This window comes from Nocardia sp. NPDC056100, assembly GCF_042266325.1.
Classification (GTDB): domain Bacteria; phylum Actinomycetota; class Actinomycetes; order Mycobacteriales; family Mycobacteriaceae; genus Nocardia.
Genome location: NZ_JBHJVY010000003.1, coordinates 1,132,584 through 1,152,447 on the forward strand (window position 1 = coordinate 1,132,584; position 19,864 = coordinate 1,152,447).

A 19,864-nucleotide genomic window follows, 5' to 3' on the forward strand; every position below is an offset into this window, starting at 1 on the left:
CGAACTGGCCCAGAGCATCCTGAGTGTGCATAGAAGCTGCCCCACCGATCAGTGCGCCAGGCGCAAGGCGGCGGTCTTCTATCTGTATGACCACACCCGCCATGTGGTCTCGGCGCGCACGCGCCGGCGGTAGCTCAGCGGCGCAGTACGCGCCGGAGCAGGAGAGCGAACAGTACGAACGCGGTCGCGGCGGCCGCGACAAGGGCGAAACCGGCAGGTACGCCGAGGAATTCGACCGCTTCGGAGCGGTGGATGACCTGCCGGTAATCCTTGTCCTCGGCGGCGTCCGCGAAGCTGAAATCGTGGGCGATCCGCGCGGGATCGGTGATATCGACGGACAGTTCGGTCAGATAGTCGTGTCCGTTCGCGCTCAATTGCCGCAGGTCCGCGTCCTGGGTATCGCGGATTCGGCCCGCGAAGTTTACGGCGACCGTCTGCGCTCCGGCATCCGGATCATCGCGCCGCACGCGATGCGGTCCCAGCACGTACAGGTGCACTCGTTGATGCGCGGTGGCCGCGCTGGACATCCGCATCGGATACACCGGATGCGCGGCCGCGAAGGTCAATCGCACCGGATCGAGATTGCCCGCGAGCGTCACCGAGCTGGTGAGCCGCATGGCCACGAATGACCAGTGCTCGTCCAGATACGGTCGCATGGTGGCGATCACCTCGGGTTTCATCTCATACCCGTTGTCGCCCAGCCACTGTTGGATACCGGCGATATCGCCGCCGGTGAGCGTGGTCGCCTCGATCGGGCCGAGCTGCACCCGATCCAGCACCGTGGGTCCGCCGCCGGTGGGCGCGGAGGCCATGGCCGCGCCGTCCCGGCCGCTGTCGGCCTTGAACCAGTCCCGGTCGGTGACGTACTCGGGTGCGGTCAGCCGGGAGAGTTCGGTGAAGGTTCCGGCCTCGCCCGCGGTCACGGTCGCCGGTGCGGGCGTGGGGACGATGAGCGCGGCCTTGTCCCCGCCGCTCTGCAGACCGAGCCGCATGACGATCGTCTCGCGCTGCCCGTCCCAGCCGAGCAGCGCGGTCTCCCCGTTCACCCGGGCGGTGACCCCGCCCGGTGTCGCGATGCCGCCGCACGCGCACGCGGAAGCCGGTGCGGCCAAACCCATTCCCCCCGCACCCGCCACGGTGGCGACCACCGCGAGCAGGCGCGCCGCATAACGCAACAGCATGGGGGCAGCGTACGCACGCGCGACCGTTCCCGCCTCGGACTTTTCGCCTCGCCGATCGCGGCGCGCGTGCTCGTCGGCGCGGCGCGAGCACGATTAGCTACCGGTCGGCGGCCGGGTCCGGGTTCGCACCACTAACGTTGTCCCCATGGCTCTGGACAGCAGTGGTAGCGCGATAACGAATTCCGGCCCGGTGACCGCGCCGATCGCCAAGCGGGTGCCGAGCGAGCGCGTGCATCACGGCGATGTCTTCGTCGACGAGTACGAGTGGCTGCGGGACAAGAAGGATCCCGAGGTCATCGCGTACCTGGAGGCGGAGAACGCCTACACCGACGCGCAGACCGAGAAGTTGCGGCCGCTGCGCGAGAAGCTCTTCGACGAGATCAAGGCGCGCACGCAGGAGACGGATCTGTCGCTGCCCACCCGCATGGGCGGGTACTGGTATTACTCGCGCACCTTCGAGGGCAAGCAGTACGGGGTGTCCTGCCGCTGCCCGATCCTGGACAAGGACGATTGGAATCCGCCCAAGCTCGCGGCCGGGGTAGAGATTCCGGGCGAGGAGGTGCTGCTCGATGTCAATGAGCTGGCGCAGGGGCACGAATTCTTCTCGCTCGGGGCGTCCTCGCTGAGCGATGCCGGTGATCTGCTCGCCTATTCGGTCGATACCGAGGGCGATGAGCGCTATGAGCTGCGCATCAAGAATCTGCGCACCGGGGAGCTGCTGCCCGAGCGGATCGAGGGCATCGCGGCCGGGGCGACTTGGTCGCTGGACGGCACCCACATCTTCTATCAGACCGTGGACGACGCCTGGCGCGCCGACAGCGTGTGGCGGCATCGGCTCGGCACCGACCGCGAGGCCGATGTGCGGGTGTTCCACGAGCCCGATGAGGCGTTCTCGGTCGGCGTCGGCGCGAGTCATTCCAAGCGGTATCTGGTCATCGGTTCCGGCTCCAAGATCACCAGCGAGGAGTGGATCCTGGAGTCGGACAATCCGGAAGGCGAATTCCGGGTGGTGCTGCCGCGCCGCGAGGGCATCGAATACGGCACCGAGCACGCCGTCATCGGCGGGCAGGACAAGCTGCTCATCCTGCACAACGATGTGGTGGACGGGGTGAAGGCGGTGAACTTCGTGCTCGCGGTCGCCCCGCTGGACGATCCCGCCGATATGACGCTGCTCATCCCGCATCGCGATGATGTGCGGCTGGAGGGCATCGACGCCTTCTCCGATAAGCTGGTGCTGAGTTACCGGCGCGAGGCGCTGCCGCGAATCGCGGTGTGGCCGTTGACTTCCGACGGATTCGGCGAGCTGAAGGATATCGATTTCGATCTGGCGCTGTTCTCCGCCGGACTGGGCGGCAATCCCGAATGGGAGCAGCCCATGCTGCGCATCGGGGTCAGCTCCTTCATCACCCCGGTGCAGGTGTTCGACTACACGCATGAGACCGGCGAGATGATCCTGCGCAAGGAGCAGGTGGTGCTCGGCGACTACACCGCCGATGACTATGTGCAGCAGCGGGATTGGGCGATCGCCGCGGACGGCACCCGGGTGCCGATCTCACTGGTGCAGCGCAAGGACGCGCCCGCGGGCCCGAAGCCGTTGCTGCTCTACGGATATGGCTCCTACGAGGCCGCCATCGATCCGGGTTTCTCGGTGGCGCGGCTGTCGCTGCTCGATCGCGGCATGGTGTTCGCGGTGGCGCATGTGCGCGGCGGCGGAGAGCTGGGACGGCTCTGGTACGAAGAGGGCAAGACGCTCACCAAGAAGAACACCTTCACCGATTTCATCTCCGTCGCACAGCATTTGGTGGATACCGGGGTGACCGCGCCGGATCGGCTGGCGGCCGACGGCGGCAGTGCGGGCGGCCTGCTCATGGGCGCGGTGGCGAATATGGCGCCGGAGCTGTTCACCGGCATCCTGACCAATGTGCCGTTCGTGGATCCGCTCACCACGGTGCTGGATCCGTCGCTGCCGCTGACCGTCACCGAATGGGACGAGTGGGGTAATCCCTTGGCGGACAAGCAGGTCTACGACTACATGAAGACCTACGCGCCGTACGAGAACATCGAGGCCAAGGATTACCCGGCGATTCTGGCCACCACGGGTCTCAATGACACCCGGGTGTTCTACGTCGAACCGGCCAAGTGGGTCGCGAAATTGCGTGCGATCAAGACCGGGCATTCCCAGCTGTTGCTCAAGACCGATATGACCTCGGGCCACGGCGGTGTCAGCGGGCGCTATGAGAAGTGGAAGGAAGTCGCCTTCGAATACGCCTGGCTGCTGGACACCGTCGGGCTCGCGGACGCTTAAGCGTTGGTGAGGTGGGAGCGATCGGCGCTGGGGCCCAGCGCCTTCGCTTTCACCTCGTCCGAAGGAACCCAGGAGGGTTTCTTCATGCGTTCGATAATGAGTGGGATGGCGCTGAAGATCACCGCGCCCGCCGCGACCAATCCGATGTAGCTGGCCTTGTTGCCGATGGGCAGCTGTGACGGCGGTACGAACGCCAGCACGAACGCGAAAGCCACCGCCAGGAAACCGATTCCGGCGAAGATCCACATGCCGAGGGTGCCGCCGGGAATCTTGAAGGCGCGCGGGAGATCCGGCTGGGTGTAGCGCAGCCGGATGGCGGCGGCGTACATGACCATGTAGATGATCAGGTACAGGCTCACCGCCATGGCCGAGATCAGGAAGAACGCCGAGCTGACATCGTCCATGAACAGGTAGATCGAGGACAGCGCGGTCACGATGACGCCCTGGATGATCAGGATATTGACCTGTACGCCACGGTTGTTCACCTTTTGCAGCACCGGCGGCAGCATGCCGTCGTGCGCGGTGGCGAGCACGCCGCGACTCGGTCCCATGATCCAGGCGAGCACGCCCGCGAGCGCGCCGTAGGCGATGAGCGCGGCCAGAATGCGCACCGGCCAGGTGGAATGGATCATCTCGGTGAACGCGATCGAGAACGCGTCGAACACACCGGTATTCAGGTCGATCTTGTCGTAGGCCACGATGCCCGCCACCGCGAGCGCACCCAGGGTGAAGATGCCGAAGGCGACGGCCGCCGCGATCATGATGGCCGCCGGATAGCCCTTGGACGGATTCTTCAATTCGGTGGAGTGCACGCCCTGCGATTCCACCCCGGCGAAGTTCAGCAGAATGCCCGCCAGGAACGAAAGGCCGGACAGCCCAGCGATATACGGGAAGAACCGGGGCGAGTCGTGCCCGTCGTGCGCGACGGTCACCGCGTCATTGGTGGTGTGCTGCCAGCCGATATCGTGCCCGGTGGCGATCCACCAGATGAATATCGCGACCAGGATGATGCCCGGCAGCGCGGTGCCCGCCAGGAATCCGGCGCGGGTCACTTTCAGTGCGAACTGATTGCTGACGAATGCGACCGCGGTGCACAGCCAGAAGGCGCAGATCGCGAAAATGCCGACGTAGATATGGTTTTGGGCGATGTCCGGCCGATCGAAGGCGAAGGCGACACCGGCGGCGGCGAAGCTCATACCGGTCGGATAGAACACGATCACCTGAATCCAGGACAGGAAGATGATCCAGAAGCCGACCTTCTTGCCGAATGCCCCGCTGATCCAGGCGTAGAGGCCGCCCGCCTTATCGGCGTACATGCTGCCGAGTTCGGCGGCGACGAGTCCGGCCGGAATCAGGAACAGCACGGTGGAGAAGCCGATGTAGAAGAACATCGTCATCTCTTCCTTGGCCATCATGGGCAGCCCGCGCAGACTGGTGACAATCGATGCGGCGGTGGTGAATCCGAGTGCGGAGACGGTCAGGTATTTGACCGGGGTCGCCCGATGCGCGCCGCCGCTCACTTCTTGCCCTTGCCCTTACCGGCGGACTTGGCCTCGGTGGACGTGGACTCGGTGGACGTGGACTCGGTGGGATGCGTCGCGGCATCCTTGGAGGACACGGCGGCGGTGGCGTTATGGGTGAATCCGCCCGCTTCCTCGCGGGTCAGCGAGGTGGTCAGCGGGTGCGCGTTCAACTGTTTGAGGCAGCGCTTCAGATCGGCGATGAGCAGATCACCCATATCGAGGGTGAAGCCGTGCCGCAGCACCGCGCGCATGATGGTTTCGTCATCGCGGTTGGCGGGCAGCGGATAGGCGGCGATCAGCCAGCCGCGACTGCGCAGCCGGTCGGACAGGTCGTAGAGGTTGAAATTGCGCTCGCCCGTCAATTTCCAGGACACGGCGGTGATTCCGCGTTGCGGATCGCCGTCGTGAATCATCTCGAACAGTCCGGTGTCGACCAGACCGGCCGCGAGATGCTGTGCGGCGCGGTAGATCTCGTTCTGCACCTTGGCATATCCGGTGTGCCCCAGGCGAATGAACTCGTAGTACTGGGTGATGATCTGGCCGCCCGGACGGGAGAAGTTGAGATTGAAGGTCGCCATGCTGCCGCCGAGGTAGTCGACATTGAAGATGAGTTCCTTGGGCAGATCCGACGGCGTGCGCCAGATGGCCCAGCCCGCGCCCAGCGGGGCCAGCCCGGTCTTGTGGCCGGAGGCGTTGATGGATTTCACGCGCGGTAACCGGAAGTCCCACACCACTTCCGGCGCGCAGAACGGGGCCAGGAAACCACCGCTGGCGGCATCGACGTGAATCGGGATATCGAGCCCGGTCTTCTCCTCCAGCTCGTCGAGCGCTCTGCTGATCCCCGCGACATCCTCGAACAGGCCGGTGAAGGTCTGCCCGAAGGTGGGCACCACCATGATGGTGTTCGCATCGCAGTAGGCGGCGATATCGTCCGGATGCATGGTGAGCCGGTCGCCGCGCAGCGGAATCTGCCGGATCTCCACATCGAAGTAGCGGGCGAATTTCTCCCAGCACACCTGCACCGGACCGCAGACGAAATTGGGGATGCCGGTGCCGCCGCGCTTGCGCCAGCGGAATTTCGCGGCCAGCCCGCCGAGCATGGCGGCCTCGCTGGAACCGGTGGTGGAGGTGCCGAGGGTGGTCATGGCCTCGGGAGAGTGCCAGAGGTCGGCGACCATGCGCACGCAGCGCTGTTCGAGTTCGGCGGTCTGCGGGTATTCGTCCTTGTCGACGATGTTCTTGTCGAGGGATTCGTTCATGAGTCGCCGGGCCTGGTCATCGACCCAGGTGGTGCAGAAGGTGGCCAGGTTCATGCGGGAAACGCCATCGAGCATGAGTTCGTCGTGGACGAGTTCGTAGGCCACCTGGGGGAACATCCCGCGGGCCGGGAATCCGGCCTTGGGTGCGCCACGATGCAGGCCTGGCATGGCGAACAGGTCCTCGGACGCCGGATCTCCGGTCATTTCGCCTCCACGGTAGGTGCCGTTTCGTAATCAATGAGAGATAGCTGAGCGGTTACTATTCGGCAGCATGGACTATCAGAATGTCATAGAGCAGGTGATGTCCACCACAGCGCCACACGTGGGAGAAGGCGCGGTCGCCGACTACATTCCGGGTCTTGCGAATGTCGATCCCAAACAGTTCGGCTTTGCCATCGCCACCACGCACGGTGAGGTGTTCACCGCCGGTGACGTCGATGTTCCCTTTGCCATCGAGAGTATTTCGAAGGTTTTCGCGCTCGCGCTGGTGCTGGCGCGCAAGGACACCGCGCTGTGGCGGCGGGTGCGGCGGGAACCGTCCGGCACCCCGTTCAATGACCTCATCGAACTCGAGGTGGAGATGGGGATTCCGCGCAATCCCTATATCAACCCCGGCGCAATCGTGGTAGCTGATCAGTTGCTGCAAGATACCGGCGATGCCGTCGAGGCCATGCGCAGCCTGCTGCGCGCCGAAACCGGGAATCCGGTACTGTCGGTGGACAGCGTCATCGCCGAATCCGAATTGCGCAGCGGGGATCGCAATCGGGCCATGGCCTATCTGATGGCGAGTTTCGGCAATATGCGCAATCCGGTCGAACTCGCCCTCGACCACTATTTCCGGCAGTGCTCGTTCAGCATCACCTGCGCCGAACTGGCCAAGGCCGGACTGCTCATCGCCCGGCACGGACTGCGCGCCGACGGCACCCGGCTGCTCGCCCGCGAGGATGCCCGGCATATCACCGCGCTCATGACCACCTGCGGAACCTATGACGCCGCAGGCGAATTCGCCTACGAGGTGGGGTTGCCGGTCAAGAGCGGCGTCGGCGGCGGACTGCTCGCGGTGGTGCCGGGCACCTGCGCGGTCGCGGCCTGGGGGCCGGGCCTGGACTCCAAAGGCAACTCGGTCACCGGGCGCATCGCGTTGAACGCGTTCGCGCAGGCCACCGGATTCTCGGTGTTCTGATGACACAGCCGAAACCCGCTGTCGCCAAATACATGTCGTGGATAACCCTGGGACTGATGACGACCAGTTCGGTGGCGAGCCTGCGCGCCTCGCCGACCATGGCGGTCTACGGGCTGGCCTGCGTCTTCCTGTATCTCATTCCGGCCCTGCTGTTCCTGTTGCCGACCGCCTTCGTGGCGGCCGAATTGGCCTCGGGCTGGGCGGGCGGGGTCTACAAGTGGGTGGGTGAGGGCATTTCGCAGCCCGCGGGCTTCCTCGCGGTGTGGTGCCAGTTCGCCATGACGATCTTCTACTACCCGAGCCTGCTCGCCTATGTGGCAAGCACTTTCGCGTACATCATCGATCCGTCGCTGGCGGCGAACGGCACCTACGTGGCGATCGTCATCATCACCATCTACTGGGTGGCGGTGTACGTCTCCTCGCAGGGCACCAAAACCGTTGCGGGACTGTCGAGTATGGGGTTGATCATCGGGACGCTGATTCCCGGTGTGCTGCTGGTGGCGCTCGGGTTCGTCTTCCTCGGACAGGGCAATCCCTCGGCCGCGCCGATGGATTTCGAACACCTCTTCCCGGCCTGGACCGGGCTGGCCAGTCTGGTGCTCATCGTCAACAATTTCCTGTCCTACGCGGGCATGGAGATGAACGCCGTGCACGTATCCGCGCTGAAGGATCCGGGCCGGGAGTACCCGAAGGCCATGGCACTGGCGGTGGGGCTGGTGCTGCTGATCTTCATCGTGCCCGCGCTGGTGATCAGCTGGGTGGTCCCGGCCGAGAATCTGAGCCTGACCGCCGGTGTCATGCAGGCGTTCGACGGCTTCTTCCACCACTTCCACATCGGCTGGCTGACCCCGGTGCTCGGCGTCATGCTGGTGGCGGCCGCGCTCGGGGGCATGCTGACCTGGCTGGCCGGGCCCTCCAAGGGGCTGCTGCTCATCGGCCGCCAGGAGGGGTATCTGCCGCCGATCCTGACGCGGCTGAACAAGCATGGGGTGCAACAGAACATGCTGGTGGCGCAGGGCATCGTGACCACGCTGCTGGCGCTGCTGTACGCGTTCATCCCCGATGTCTCCAGCGCCTACTGGATGCTGTCGGTGATCACCACGCAGGTGTATCTGATCATGTACGTGCTCATGTTCGTCGCGGCTATTCGGTTGCGCCGCAACAGGGCCGATCATCCGCGCGGGTATCGCGCGCCCGCGCTCGTCGCGCTGTGCGGGCTGGGCACCGCGTCCTCGGTGGCGGCGTTCCTGATCGGATTCGTCCCGCCCTCGCAGTACGGCAGCGGTAACGCGTTCGGCTATTTCCTGATCGTCGGACTCGGCATGGGCGTTGTCGGACTGCTGATTCCGTACCTGTTCCTGCGGCTGCGCAAACCCGGCTGGAAACTCGCCACACCCGAGGAGGCGCTGGCATGAGCTTCGACCACGGTGCGTCCGATGGCGCGCGGCGCATCGTCTACTGGTCGGTGGCGCTGGTGCTGGTGGCCATCGCCGTCGCGGGGGTGATCATCTTCCGGGAGGACCGGGATTCCGATATCGCGCTGCGACGCGCCCAGGTGCTGCAATCGCGGCTTCTCTCGGCGGGATTGGCCGCACCGGATCCGCGGGTGATCGCCGATTCGCTGGGGGAGGACGGCGGACTGGTCTGCCAGGATCCCGGGTCACCGCTGATCAAGGCGCGTTATCAGGCGGCCGTCACCAATGGGGCCGCCGGACCCGGGAGTCGTCCGGTGATCGGTGATCGCGATGTGTACACCGCGACGGCGCTCGCCATCGAAACGTATTGTCCGGACCAGCTTTCGAAATACCTGGAGGAGACCGGCACGCTGCGCAAGGGTGACACGGTACATCCGGATCCCGGGAACTGATGACAGGAGAGGCCATGACCGAAGACGCCCTGCGGGCCGCCGTCAAGGATTTGATGCCGCGCGCCAAAACCGATCTCACCGAACTGGTTTCGTACAGGTCCGTGTACGACGAGCGGCAGTTCCCGATCGAGGAATGCCATAAAGCCGCGCAGTGGGTGGCGGACGCCTTCGCCGCCGAGGGGCTCACCGACGTCGGCCTGCACGAGACGCCCGACGGCAGTAGGGCGGTCATCGCGCGCTATCCGGCCCCGGCCGGTGCGCCGACCATCCTGCTGTACTGCCACTACGACGTGCAGCCGCCGCTCGGCGATGACGCCTGGGAGACCCCGGTCTGGGAACTCACCGAGAAGAACGGCCGCTGGTACGGGCGCGGCAGCGCCGACTGCAAGGGCAATATCGTCATGCACCTCACCGCGCTGCGCGCACTGCGCAAAGTGGTGGGGGACGAGTTCCCCGTCGGCCTGACCCTGATCGCCGAGGGTTCGGAGGAGCAGGGCACCGGCGGGCTGGAAGCCTTCGTGCCGCAGAACGCCGACCTGCTGCGCGCCGAGACCCTGCTCATCTGCGACTGCGGCAATTTCGCGGTCGGGGTGCCCACCTTCACCCAGACCCTGCGCGGCAATGTGAATGTGGTCGTCACCGTCGAAACGCTCGCCGGCTCAATGCATTCGGGCATGTTCGGCGGGGCCGCGCCCGATGCGCTCGGCGCGCTCATCCACCTGCTGTCCACCCTGCGCGATGCGAAGGGCAACACCACCGTCGCCGGGCTCACCAATGACCAGAAGTGGGATGGCGCAACCTATTCGGATGAGGCGTTCCGTGCCGACGCGGGTGTGCTGGATGGCGTCGACCTGCTCGGCGACGGCACCGTCTCCGATATGCTCTGGGCCCGACCGGCTCTCACCGTGCTGGGCATGGACGTCCCGCCCGTGGTCGGTTCCGCCGCCGCCATTCAGGCCAAGGTCCGCGCCCGCCTGAACCTGCGCATCCCGCCCGGCACCGATCCCCAGCAGGCGCTCAAAGCCCTTACCGCGCACCTGGAATCGAATACTCCCTGGCATGCGAAGGTCACCGTCGAGACCGAGGCCATCGGTTCCCCGTTCGTCGGCAGCACCCACGGCCCGGCCCGCACCGCCATGGAAGCGGCCTTCACCGCCTCCTACGGCCGCCCCGCCACCACGTCCGGTCAGGGCGGCTCCATCCCGCTCTGCAATGTCTTCGCCGACACCTACCCGGACGCGGAAATCATGCTCATGGGCGTGGAAGAACCCAAATGCCTGATCCACGCCCCCAATGAAAGCGTGGATCCCACCGAAATCGAACATATGGCCCTGGCCGAGGCGCTGTTCCTGGCGTCCTACGCGAAGTAGTCCGAATACGGGATCATCGAACCGCAAGCCCCGGAAAATCGGGGCGGCCGTACTAGAACTCGGCGTGGTCCTCGGCCTGAATTACCTTGAATTCGGTATTGGCGGGGCCCATTTCGGCGAGGCGGCCGAAATAGATGCCCTGGGCGGCGGGTTCGATGATGCCGAAGTGAATGGGGAAGGCGGTCACGGGATTTACCGCGCGCAGGTAATCCACCGCCTCGCTGATCCGCATCCACGGGGCCACCGCCGGAAGGGCCAGCACGCCGACCGGGGTCGGTGGCACCCACAGCGAATCACCCGGATGCACCAGCTGGGCGGGGTCGTCCGGGGTGCCCAGTTGGAAGACGGTGTTGTCGATGACCGGGATCTCGGGGTGGATCACCGCATGCCTGCCGCCGCCACCGGTGACCTGGACGTCCTTGACCTTCAGCACATTTCCGGCGTACACCGCTTCCCACGGCTCACCGCGCTGCTGTGCGGTCTGCGGATCACTCAGCAATCGCGCCTGCGGATTGGCGTCGATGAGCGCCTCGATGCGATTCGGGCAGATGTGATCGGGATGCTGATGCGTGACGGCGATGGCGTCCAGCCCGGTGATCCCCTCGAACCCGTGCGAGAAGGTGCCGGGATCGAACAGGATCTTCGCGCCGTTCAGCTCGACCAGGATGCAGGAATGACCGAAATGGGCAATGCGCATGAGGCCCACGGTAGTCCCGCACCGGTGCGCGCACCACGGCTCGCGCACCCGTGCGGGGATGACGGGGCGTGTGGCGTGGGCCACGGACCCTCCACCCGGCGGCGGGCGTCATGGGCGCGCCAACTAGTCTGATCTGCGAAACCCCCGCTCGGCCGCACTGTGTGGAACACGGTCGTCCGGGCCCGCCCCACCAGCTGAGGAGCAACGCGTGGCACGTGTCGTGGTCGAGGTGATGCCGAAGGCCGAAATCCTGGATCCGCAGGGTCAGGCCATTGTCGGGGCGCTGGGCCGCCTGGGCCACCCGGGCATCTCGGAGGTGCGGCAGGGCAAGCGATTCGAGCTCGAGGTCGCCGATGACGTGAGCGAGGCCGAGCTCGAGCAGATCGCCGAATCGCTGCTGGCCAACACGGTCATCGAGGACTGGAAGGTGGTGCGGCTGTGACCGCGCGCATCGGTGTCATCACCTTCCCGGGCACCCTCGACGATGTCGACGCCGCGCGCGCGGTGAAGCTCGCCGGCGCCGAGGCCGTGAGCCTGTGGCACGGCGACGCCGATCTGAAGGGCGTCGACGCGGTCATCGTGCCCGGCGGCTTCTCCTACGGCGACTACCTGCGCACCGGCGCCATCGCCCGGTTCGCGCCGGTCATGGAGAAGGTCATCGAGGCCGCCGGGCAGGGCCTGCCCACGCTCGGCATCTGCAATGGCTTCCAGATCCTGTGCGAGGCCGGACTGCTGCCGGGTGTGCTCACCCGCAATGAGGGCCTGCACTTCATCTGCCGCGATCAGTGGCTGACCGTCGAGGCCGCGAATACCGCGTGGACCTCCCGGTACGAGCCCGGCGCGCAGATTCTGGTGCCGCTCAAGTCCGGTGAGGGCCGCTACCAGGCCTCCGCGCAGGTGCTGGACGAGCTGGAGGGTGAGGGCCGCGTGGTCTTCCGCTACTCCGGCGACAATCCGAACGGTTCGCAGCGCGGTATCGCGGGCATCAGCTCCGCCAACGGCCGCGTGGTCGGCCTGATGCCGCATCCCGAGCATGCCACCGAGGCGCTGACCGGTCCGAGCGATGACGGGCTTGGCATGTTCCTGTCCGTGCTGGACGCGCTGGTCTCGGCCTAGGACGCTAAGCCGTACAACGCCCGTACCGTCGATGACGGTGCGGGCGTTGACTTTTCGGGAGCCGGGCGGGACCGCTTGCGGGGAGGTCAGGCGCAGATGCGGTCGAGCACTTCGAAGCGCACGCCCTCGGCGCGGGCGATATAGCTGGGGAACAGTACTTGATTCCCATCGAAACCGATTGTCCCGGTGGGTGTTTCGAGTACTCCCAGCGCCGCCACCGTTTCGTGCAGCCGTCGCACATCCAATGATCCGGCGGCCTTGACCATGGCGTAGAGCGTGCGGATCGCCTCGTACTCGGTATTGCTGAAATTGGTGAGCTCCGGCGCGAACTCACCGTGCAACCGCCGATAGCGTTCGGCGCGTTCACGGTTCGCGGGACCGTTCACGAAGAAGCTCGACGGCACATACAGATTCCGGTTGGCGCTCGTGCCGCCCGCGAGCAGCACATTGTCATCGACCGCGGGACTGACCCGTAATTGCCGTTCATCGCGCCCGATTCGGGCGAATTGTCGGTTAAAGCGCGCCACATCCGCGCCCACCAGTAGGACGATCACCCCGTCCGCCCGATCCAGTCGCGGATCGGTCAGAAACTCCCCGAAATCCGCGCCGAAAGGGACGAATTTCTCCAACGGCACGAACTCCTCGAGCGAGAGCGTCCCGCGCTCGGCCAACTCCGTCCGTACCCGCTCGGCCGTACGCCGCGGCCACACATAGTCATTGCCGATGATCGCCCAGCGCCGCGCCCCGAACTCACGCCGCAACCAGCGCAGCGCGGGCAGCAACTGCCGGCCCGGATCCGACCCCACCAGGAACAATCCCTCCGGGGACTCCGCCACGCCCTCGTGATCGGTGGCGAACAGATACGGCACCCGCCCCGCGCTCACCCGCGCCACCGCCCCGCGCACCGCCGAGGTGTGCCAGCCGGTGATGGCGTGCACCATCCCGGTCGCCAGCAGCGCGGAAACCTCACGCGCCACATCCCCAGGTTCGCGCCCGCCGTCAATGTGCGTCGCCCGCAATTCCCGCCCGAGAATTCCTGTCCCGCTGTTGATTTCTTCCACGGCCAATGAAATGGCCGCCTCGCAGGAGGGCGCGAAGATACCGGCCGGACCCTGCTGCGGCACTATGTTCAGGATCTCGATAGTGTTCTCGGGACTCCCGCGGAACGAGGTCATCGGATACCCTCTCCTCGTTCAAGTGAATTTGACGGGCGGGAATATGGCGACAATTCTAGGTGGAATTTCCACACTGCATGGGGCACTGCGGGCCGCGGAACGCAGTTGGCTTCGTCACCTCGACGCCGCACTGTGCGCCAGACGGCTGACCGCCGACCAATGGTGCATGCTGACCAATCTCTCGTCCGACACGGGCATCACCATGAGCGAACTGGCCACCCGCGCGCAACTCCCGCCCTCCTCCGCCACCCGGCACGCCGACCATCTGGCCGAACGCGGACTCATCTTCCGCGTTGCCGCCGCCGATGACCGCCGCCGCATCCTCATCGGACTCAGCCGCCGCGGCGCGGAACTGGTCGACGAGGTGCGCGCCGAGGAGATGCGCGCCGAATCCGAGCTACGCAACCGCCTCGGCGGCGGCGACTACCTCGAACTGCTGCGCCTGCTGGAACGCGTCTCGGACGTGCCGTTCCCGCAGTAGCGCCCATCCTCGAAATCCGCTATTTCCCAGCCCAATCCGGAGACCGGGTGGCACCGGCGCGCCCGCCACACCGAGTGGGCGTGCGGATAGGGCGGCCGTCGGCGGAAACTGAATAATCAATGCTTAGGATCGCAGGCATGCCCGTTGCCGAGACCACCGCGACCGCCGCCGGACTGTGCGAATTCATCGATGCCTCCCCGTCGCCGTTCCATGTCTGCCGCACCGTCGCCGCCGAACTCGACGATCACGGCTTCACCCGGTTATCGGAATCCGCGCCCTGGCCCTCCAGTAGCGCGGGGCGCTACTACGTGGTGCGCGGCGGCTCACTGGTCGCCTGGTCCGACGGCGGACCGGGTGCGCCCAGCGGCTTCCGCACCGGGCAGGCCACCCCGTTCCGAGTCGTCGGTGCGCATACCGACAGCCCGAACCTGCGGGTGAAACAGCATCCGGACACCGCGGTCGCGGGCTGGCAGATGGTCGGACTGGAACCGTACGGCGGAGCGCTGCTCAACTCCTGGCTGGACCGCGACCTCGGCATTTCCGGGCGACTCTCGGTGCGCGACGGAAATGTGGTGCGGGAGCGGCTGATTCGCATCGACGAACCGATTCTGCGGGTGCCGCAGCTGGCCATCCACCTGTCCGAGGACCGGCGCGGGGTGACGCTGGATCCGCAGCGGCATGTGAACGCGGTGTGGGGGATCGGTGGGGAACCGCGCTCATTCATGGCGTTCATCGCCGAACGCTCCGGCATCGAACCCGGTGCGGTGCTCGGCTGGGAGCTCATGACCCATGATCTGGTGCCGTCCAAGCTCATCGGACGGGATCTGGATCTGGTCAGCGCACCGCGACTGGACAATCAGGGCACCTGCTATTCCGGGCTGCGGGCCTTCCTGGCCGCCGTCGCCGAACCCGGTGCGGCGGTGCCGGTGCTGGCCATGTTCGATCACGAAGAGGTCGGCAGCCAATCCGATCGCGGGGCCCAATCCGGGCTGCTGCCCACGGTTTTGGAGCGCATCGTGCTCACCCGCGGCGGCGGGCGCGCCGAATACCTGGCCGCCATCGCCGGATCCGTCTGCGCCAGTGGCGATATGGCGCATGCCACGCATCCGAACTATCCGGACCGGCACGAACCCATGCACCGCATCGAGGTGAACGGCGGACCGGTACTCAAGGTCAACCAGAACCTGCGCTACGCCACCGACGCGGCGGGCGCGGGCGCGTTCGCGCTGGCCTGCGCGCAGGCCGAGGTGCCGCTGCAACGCTACGTCCACCGCGCCGATCTGCCCTGCGGTTCCACCATCGGCCCGATGACCGCGGCCCGCACCGGTATGCCCACCGTCGACGTCGGCGCACCCCAGCTCGCCATGCACTCGGCGCGCGAAATGATGGGCGCGGCAGACGTTCCCGCCTACGCGTCGGCGCTGGCGGCGTTCCTCACTCCCTAGGCTCGGGGCCTATGCGGCGTCGACCTTCCGGTCGCTCGGCTGCGGGTGGTACATCAGCGCGGCGATGATGAACAGCGCCAGGGTGAACAGCACGTAGCTGCTGCCGATGATCTGCTGCCACCACGCCCAGGTGAGTTCGCGGTCATGATCGTGCGGCAGCAGCCACTGCGGTCCGATCGCGAACAGGATCACGGCGAATCCGGTCGCGCCCAGGAACCATCTATTGCGCTGACCACTCGCGATCGCATCGGCCACCACCAGCAGCACCGGTGCGATCCACACCCAGTGATGCGACCAGGACACCGGCGAAACCAGCAGTACCGCACCGGCGTTCACCATCAGCGCGGCGGCGTTCGCGCCCACCGAGATGAGCCGCTTCATCCAGATCGCCGCCAGCGCGATGGCCAGCACCGAGAGCACGATCCAGATCAGCGTTGCCGCCGAACTCGATACGCCCAACCGGTAGGCGAAGCCCTTCAGCGACTGATTGCCCGCGTACCAGGGCGGTCCGATCCGCCCGGTATCGGCGAGCGTATGGAACCAGTACTCCACCGAATCGCTCGGGAACAGCGCGAAACCCACCGCCACCGCGCCGATGGTGGACAGCACCAGCGTGGCCGCGCCCTTCCAATCCTTGCGCAGCAGGAAGTACAGCAGATATCCGCCGGGCGTCAGCTTCACCGAGACCGCGATGCCGATCAGCATGCCGCGCGGCCAGAACGGTTTGCGCGCCAGGCAATCCAGCGTGATCGCGGCCATCAGCACCAGGTTGATCTGCCCGAACCCGTAGGTCTGCCGAATCGGCTCGGACAGCTGCAGGATCGACACCGCGCCGATCACGATGGTCAGCCGCGTCACCCACGCCAGGTTGGGCCGCAACCGATCCAGCACCACCCAGAGCGTGATGCCGAGCGAGAGAATCGAAACGATCAGCACCGCCCACTCGGACAGCAGCAGCGGCATCAACGCCAGCGGCGCGAAGAACAAAGCGGCCAGCGGCGGATACGTGAACGGCAACCCGAGCCCATAGACAGGGGGCATGGGTCCGTACAGATCCTTATCGTCCAACCACGCCCGCGCACCGTTCCGATACACCTGCAAATCGATGTACCCGTGCCAGAAGTGCGCCAGCAGGCTCACCACTGCGGACACCGCGAACAACAAAACCGCGATGGCCAGCAGGCGAACCTGCTGCTGCGTCAATGCCGAATTCTTCGGTGCAGGCACAGGCGTCTCCGCGGGATCCGCAAGCCCGGATCGTTCGTTCACCGGGACAGAGTAGCTGGGAGGTTCGCTTCGACCGCCTCGCCACCCGAAGGCGCGAGCCCTGTGGAAAATGTGCTGCCGAGCACAACTCCAGGTGGTCGAAGGGGCTGATAACCGGGCAACTAGACTCTGACCAGTATCTCGCCGAAATCCAGCCATGCCGGTTCTCAGTTCTGACATGCCCGGCCGAAAGGACTCTGGTTTCCCCGTGACCAGCCACGTCGATACCGTCAGCGCCGCCGCGGCCAGCCCGGATACTGCGCAGCCCTATAAGGAACTCGGCCTCAAGGATGACGAGTACGCGCGTATCAAGGAGATTCTCGGCCGGCGGCCGACGGATGCCGAGCTCGCCATGTACTCGGTGATGTGGTCCGAGCACTGCTCGTACAAGTCCTCCAAGGTGCACCTGCGCTACTTCGGCGAGACCACCACCGAGGAGATGCGTTCCAGCATGCTCGCGGGCATCGGCGAGAACGCCGGTGTGGTGGATATCGGTGACGGCTGGGCGGTCACCTTCAAGGTGGAATCGCATAACCACCCCTCGTATGTGGAGCCCTATCAGGGTGCGGCCACCGGCGTCGGCGGCATCGTCCGCGACATCATGGCCATGGGCGCGCGCCCGATCGCGGTGATGGATCAGCTGCGCTTCGGTGCGGCCGATCACCCGGACACTCGGCGCGTGGTCGACGGTGTGGTGCGCGGCGTCGGCGGTTACGGCAATTCGCTCGGCCTGCCGAATGTCGGCGGCGAGACCGTATTCGATGCCTCCTACCAGGGCAATCCGCTCGTCAACGCGCTGTGCGCGGGCGTCATGCGGGTCGAGGACCTGAAGCTGGCCTTCGCCTCCGGTGAGGGCAACAAGATCATTCTGTTCGGCGCGCGCACCGGCCTCGACGGCATCGGCGGCGTATCCGTGCTGGCCTCGGACACCTTCTCCGGTGACGAATCCGGTTCCGGCCGTAAGAAACTCCCGAGCGTGCAGGTCGGCGACCCGTTCACCGAGAAGGTGCTCATCGAGTGCTGTCTCGAGCTCTACCACTCCGGTGTCGTCGTCGGCATTCAGGACCTGGGCGGCGCGGGCCTGTCCTGCGCCACCTCCGAACTGGCCGCGGCCGGTTCCGGCGGTATGCACATCGAACTCGATCAGGTCCCGCTGCGCGCGGCGAATATGTCTCCCGCCGAGATCCTTTCGAGCGAATCGCAGGAGCGCATGTGTGCCGTGGTCGCGCCCGAGAATGTGGATCGCTTCATGGAGATCTGCAAGAAGTGGGACACCACCGCCACCGTCATCGGTGAGGTCACCGATGGTGAGCGCCTCGAAATCACCTGGCACGGCGAGGTTGTCGTGGACGTGCCGCCGCGCACCGTCGCCCACCACGGCCCGGTGTACGAGCGCCCCGTGCAGCGCCCGGCCGATCAGGACGCGCTCATCGCCGATTCCACCAAGGCGCTGAACCGCCCGCAGACCGGTGACGAACTGCGCGCCACCCTGCTGAAGATGATCGCCAGCCCGCAGCTGTGCTCGCGCAAGTGGATCACCGAACAGTACGACCGCTACGTGCGCGGCAATACCGTGCTCGCCGAGCACGCCGACGCCGGTGTCATTCGCATCGACGAGGAGTCCGGCCGCGGTATCGCGCTGGCCACCGACGCCTCCGGCCGCTACACCAAGCTGGACCCGTACACCGGCGCGCAGCTCGCGCTCGCCGAGGCGTTCCGCAATGTGGCGACCACCGGCGCGACCCCCAAGGCCGTCACCAACTGCCTGAACTTCGGTTCCCCCGAGGATCCGGGCGTCATGTGGCAGTTCCAGCAGGCCGTGCGCGGTCTCGCGGACGGCTGTGTGGCCCTTGGCATTCCGGTCACCGGCGGTAACGTCTCGTTCTACAACCAGACCGGCCAGACCGCCATCCTGCCCACCCCCGTGGTCGGCGTGCTCGGCGTCATCGACGATGTGCACCGCCGCATCCCGACCGGCCTGGGCCTGGAGCCCGGCGAGACGCTCATTCTGCTCGGCGAAACCCGTGACGAGCTGGACGGTTCCATCTGGTCGCAGGTCGAGCACGATCACCTCGGCGGCGTGCCGCCCAAGGTCGATTTCGCCCGTGAGCAGCTGCTCGCCGAAATCCTCACCGCCGGTTCGCGCGACGGCATGATCAGCGCCGCGCACGACCTGTCCGAGGGTGGCCTGGCGCAGACCGTCATCGAGGCCGCGCTGGCCGGTGAAACCGGTTGCCGCATCCTGCTTCCCGAGGGCACCGACCCGTTCGTGCAGCTCTTCTCCGAATCCGCCGGGCGCGTGCTGGTCGCCGTCCCGCGCTCGGAGGAGACCCGCTTCACCAAGATGTGCACCGCGCGCGAACTGCCGTGGACCCGCATCGGCGTCGTCGATCAGGGTTCGGACGCGGTCGAGGTGCAGGGCCAGTTCACCATTACCCTGGCCGAACTGCGCACCGCCTTCGAGGGCACGCTGCCCGCACTGTTCGGCCACTTCGAACACTGACCCAGCGCGCGTAACGCGAACACCGAAGCACCCCGCCGGACCCGGACCCCTCGAACAACCGGGTCGGGCGGGGTGCTTTCGTATTCGCCCGGGTCGCGACTCACGACACGACCTTGAACGGATCATGTTCGGCCATCAGCTTTTCCATCCGAGCCTCATCGATGCGCTGATGGACCTTCGACGACTCATGCTGATCGCGAACCACTTTCGCGAGCGTGAAACTGCTGCTCACCAGGAACAGCATGGACATCAGCAGAAAACCGCGCTGCCAGAAGTCCAGGGGAAGATTGGCGATGCCGATACCCATTGCGGTGAAGCTGATTCCGAAGGCGATGACGGCCTGAGCCAGAAAAGCCATGGTGCTCTTGGTCTGTGCGCTGGGGTTGCTCATAGTCGTCGAGTCTGTCGAGACGGCGCCGCCGCGCCACGCGTACAACTACTCGAGTGGCGTGCGTAGTAGCAACACGCCGCCGGAATGGTGGCTCTCACAGCC

17 protein-coding genes are annotated in these 19,864 nt (G+C 66.1%); 10 read left to right on the forward strand and 7 right to left on the reverse strand.

The features are described from left to right. Positions 1–134 precede the first annotated feature (134 nt). Entirely contained in the window at positions 135–1,181 is a 1,047-nt protein-coding gene (locus tag ACFC0O_RS27420; RefSeq protein WP_375962600.1) for a DUF2330 domain-containing protein, read from the reverse strand. Between the two features lie 145 nt (positions 1,182–1,326). On the opposite strand from ACFC0O_RS27420, the gene ACFC0O_RS27425 reads away from it, so the two are divergent. Then, positions 1,327–3,486 (forward strand): S9 family peptidase, encoded by a 2,160-nt coding sequence (locus ACFC0O_RS27425; protein ID WP_375962602.1) that lies wholly within the window; start codon positions 1,327–1,329, stop codon positions 3,484–3,486. On the opposite strand, the gene ACFC0O_RS27430 is transcribed toward ACFC0O_RS27425, so the two are convergent. Further along, on the reverse strand, positions 3,483–5,006 hold the full coding sequence (locus tag ACFC0O_RS27430; protein WP_375962604.1) for an amino acid permease: 1,524 nt from the start codon (positions 5,004–5,006) through the stop codon (positions 3,483–3,485). The two genes, ACFC0O_RS27425 and ACFC0O_RS27430, sit on opposite strands and share 4 nt — an antisense overlap. Then, on the reverse strand, positions 5,003–6,472 hold the full coding sequence (locus ACFC0O_RS27435) for a glutamate decarboxylase (RefSeq protein WP_375962607.1): 1,470 nt from the start codon (positions 6,470–6,472) through the stop codon (positions 5,003–5,005). The genes ACFC0O_RS27430 and ACFC0O_RS27435 overlap by 4 nt, the downstream gene beginning before the upstream one ends. Positions 6,473–6,539: 67 nt before the next feature. On the opposite strand from ACFC0O_RS27435, the gene ACFC0O_RS27440 reads away from it, so the two are divergent. Genes ACFC0O_RS27440 through ACFC0O_RS27455 form a run of 4 tightly spaced genes read left to right on the forward strand, consistent with a single transcriptional unit; the run spans position 6,540 to position 10,688 of the window. After that, entirely contained in the window at positions 6,540–7,451 is a 912-nt protein-coding gene (locus ACFC0O_RS27440; protein WP_375962610.1) for a glutaminase, read from the forward strand. Next, positions 7,451–8,866 carry an APC family permease gene (locus tag ACFC0O_RS27445; protein WP_375962612.1) on the forward strand — a complete coding sequence of 472 codons (1,416 nt, stop codon included), beginning with the start codon at positions 7,451–7,453 and terminating at the stop codon, positions 8,864–8,866. The genes ACFC0O_RS27440 and ACFC0O_RS27445 overlap by 1 nt, the downstream gene beginning before the upstream one ends. Beyond that, positions 8,863–9,318, forward strand: a complete 456-nt coding sequence (locus ACFC0O_RS27450) for a hypothetical protein (RefSeq protein WP_375962613.1) — start codon at positions 8,863–8,865, stop codon at positions 9,316–9,318. Before ACFC0O_RS27445 ends, ACFC0O_RS27450 begins: the two co-directional genes overlap by 4 nt. Before the next feature lie 14 nt (positions 9,319–9,332). Beyond that, on the forward strand, positions 9,333–10,688 hold the full coding sequence (locus ACFC0O_RS27455; protein WP_375962615.1) for a dipeptidase: 1,356 nt from the start codon (positions 9,333–9,335) through the stop codon (positions 10,686–10,688). 52 nt (positions 10,689–10,740) lie between these two features. Here ACFC0O_RS27455 and ACFC0O_RS27460 read toward each other — a convergent pair whose 3' ends face one another. Beyond that, the gene (locus tag ACFC0O_RS27460) at positions 10,741–11,385 is read right to left on the reverse strand and encodes an MBL fold metallo-hydrolase (RefSeq protein ID WP_375962618.1); all 645 of its coding nucleotides are present in this window, start codon (positions 11,383–11,385) and stop codon (positions 10,741–10,743) included. A gap of 208 nt (positions 11,386–11,593) precedes the next feature. On the opposite strand from ACFC0O_RS27460, the gene purS reads away from it, so the two are divergent. Both purS and purQ read left to right on the forward strand, forming a co-directional pair. Next, on the forward strand, positions 11,594–11,827 hold the full coding sequence (gene purS, locus ACFC0O_RS27465; RefSeq protein ID WP_364641689.1) for a phosphoribosylformylglycinamidine synthase subunit PurS: 234 nt from the start codon (positions 11,594–11,596) through the stop codon (positions 11,825–11,827). Further along, positions 11,824–12,501, forward strand: coding sequence for a phosphoribosylformylglycinamidine synthase subunit PurQ (purQ, locus tag ACFC0O_RS27470; protein ID WP_375962621.1), 678 nt, complete (start codon positions 11,824–11,826; stop codon positions 12,499–12,501). The genes purS and purQ overlap by 4 nt, the downstream gene beginning before the upstream one ends. 86 nt (positions 12,502–12,587) lie before the next feature. Here purQ and ACFC0O_RS27475 read toward each other — a convergent pair whose 3' ends face one another. Next, the gene (locus ACFC0O_RS27475; RefSeq protein WP_375962624.1) at positions 12,588–13,676 is read right to left on the reverse strand and encodes a substrate-binding domain-containing protein; all 1,089 of its coding nucleotides are present in this window, start codon (positions 13,674–13,676) and stop codon (positions 12,588–12,590) included. 43 nt (positions 13,677–13,719) lie between these two features. On the opposite strand from ACFC0O_RS27475, the gene ACFC0O_RS27480 reads away from it, so the two are divergent. Beyond that, positions 13,720–14,157, forward strand: coding sequence for a MarR family winged helix-turn-helix transcriptional regulator (locus ACFC0O_RS27480; protein WP_375962626.1), 438 nt, complete (start codon positions 13,720–13,722; stop codon positions 14,155–14,157). A gap of 137 nt (positions 14,158–14,294) precedes the next feature. Continuing rightward, a complete protein-coding gene (locus tag ACFC0O_RS27485) occupies positions 14,295–15,602 on the forward strand; it encodes a M18 family aminopeptidase (protein WP_375962629.1) in 1,308 nt (435 codons plus the stop codon). A 9-nt stretch (positions 15,603–15,611) separates the two neighbouring features. Here ACFC0O_RS27485 and ACFC0O_RS27490 read toward each other — a convergent pair whose 3' ends face one another. Then, on the reverse strand, positions 15,612–16,829 hold the full coding sequence (locus ACFC0O_RS27490) for a glycosyltransferase 87 family protein (RefSeq protein ID WP_375962631.1): 1,218 nt from the start codon (positions 16,827–16,829) through the stop codon (positions 15,612–15,614). A gap of 247 nt (positions 16,830–17,076) precedes the next feature. On the opposite strand from ACFC0O_RS27490, the gene purL reads away from it, so the two are divergent. Then, the gene (gene purL / locus ACFC0O_RS27495; RefSeq protein WP_375962634.1) at positions 17,077–19,371 is read left to right on the forward strand and encodes a phosphoribosylformylglycinamidine synthase subunit PurL; all 2,295 of its coding nucleotides are present in this window, start codon (positions 17,077–17,079) and stop codon (positions 19,369–19,371) included. Positions 19,372–19,471: 100 nt separating this feature from the next. On the opposite strand, the gene ACFC0O_RS27500 is transcribed toward purL, so the two are convergent. Beyond that, positions 19,472–19,762 carry a YiaA/YiaB family inner membrane protein gene (locus ACFC0O_RS27500; RefSeq protein WP_364641668.1) on the reverse strand — a complete coding sequence of 97 codons (291 nt, stop codon included), beginning with the start codon at positions 19,760–19,762 and terminating at the stop codon, positions 19,472–19,474. Positions 19,763–19,864 lie beyond the last annotated feature (102 nt).

Bases quoted from the DNA above. Each gene is read 5' to 3' on its own strand.
- ACFC0O_RS27420 (WP_375962600.1), bottom strand. From the start codon at position 1,181: ATGCTGTTGCGTTATGCGGCGCGCCTGCTCGCGGTGGTCGCCACCGTG.
- ACFC0O_RS27425 (WP_375962602.1), top strand. From the start codon at position 1,327: ATGGCTCTGGACAGCAGTGGTAGCGCGATAACGAATTCCGGCCCGGTG.
- ACFC0O_RS27435 (WP_375962607.1), bottom strand. From the start codon at position 6,472: ATGACCGGAGATCCGGCGTCCGAGGACCTGTTCGCCATGCCAGGCCTG.
- ACFC0O_RS27440 (WP_375962610.1), top strand. From the start codon at position 6,540: ATGGACTATCAGAATGTCATAGAGCAGGTGATGTCCACCACAGCGCCA.
- ACFC0O_RS27445 (WP_375962612.1), top strand. From the start codon at position 7,451: ATGACACAGCCGAAACCCGCTGTCGCCAAATACATGTCGTGGATAACC.
- ACFC0O_RS27450 (WP_375962613.1), top strand. From the start codon at position 8,863: ATGAGCTTCGACCACGGTGCGTCCGATGGCGCGCGGCGCATCGTCTAC.
- ACFC0O_RS27455 (WP_375962615.1), top strand. From the start codon at position 9,333: ATGACCGAAGACGCCCTGCGGGCCGCCGTCAAGGATTTGATGCCGCGC.
- ACFC0O_RS27460 (WP_375962618.1), bottom strand. From the start codon at position 11,385: ATGCGCATTGCCCATTTCGGTCATTCCTGCATCCTGGTCGAGCTGAAC.
- ACFC0O_RS27475 (WP_375962624.1), bottom strand. From the start codon at position 13,676: ATGACCTCGTTCCGCGGGAGTCCCGAGAACACTATCGAGATCCTGAAC.
- ACFC0O_RS27480 (WP_375962626.1), top strand. From the start codon at position 13,720: ATGGCGACAATTCTAGGTGGAATTTCCACACTGCATGGGGCACTGCGG.
- ACFC0O_RS27485 (WP_375962629.1), top strand. From the start codon at position 14,295: ATGCCCGTTGCCGAGACCACCGCGACCGCCGCCGGACTGTGCGAATTC.
- ACFC0O_RS27500 (WP_364641668.1), bottom strand. From the start codon at position 19,762: ATGAGCAACCCCAGCGCACAGACCAAGAGCACCATGGCTTTTCTGGCT.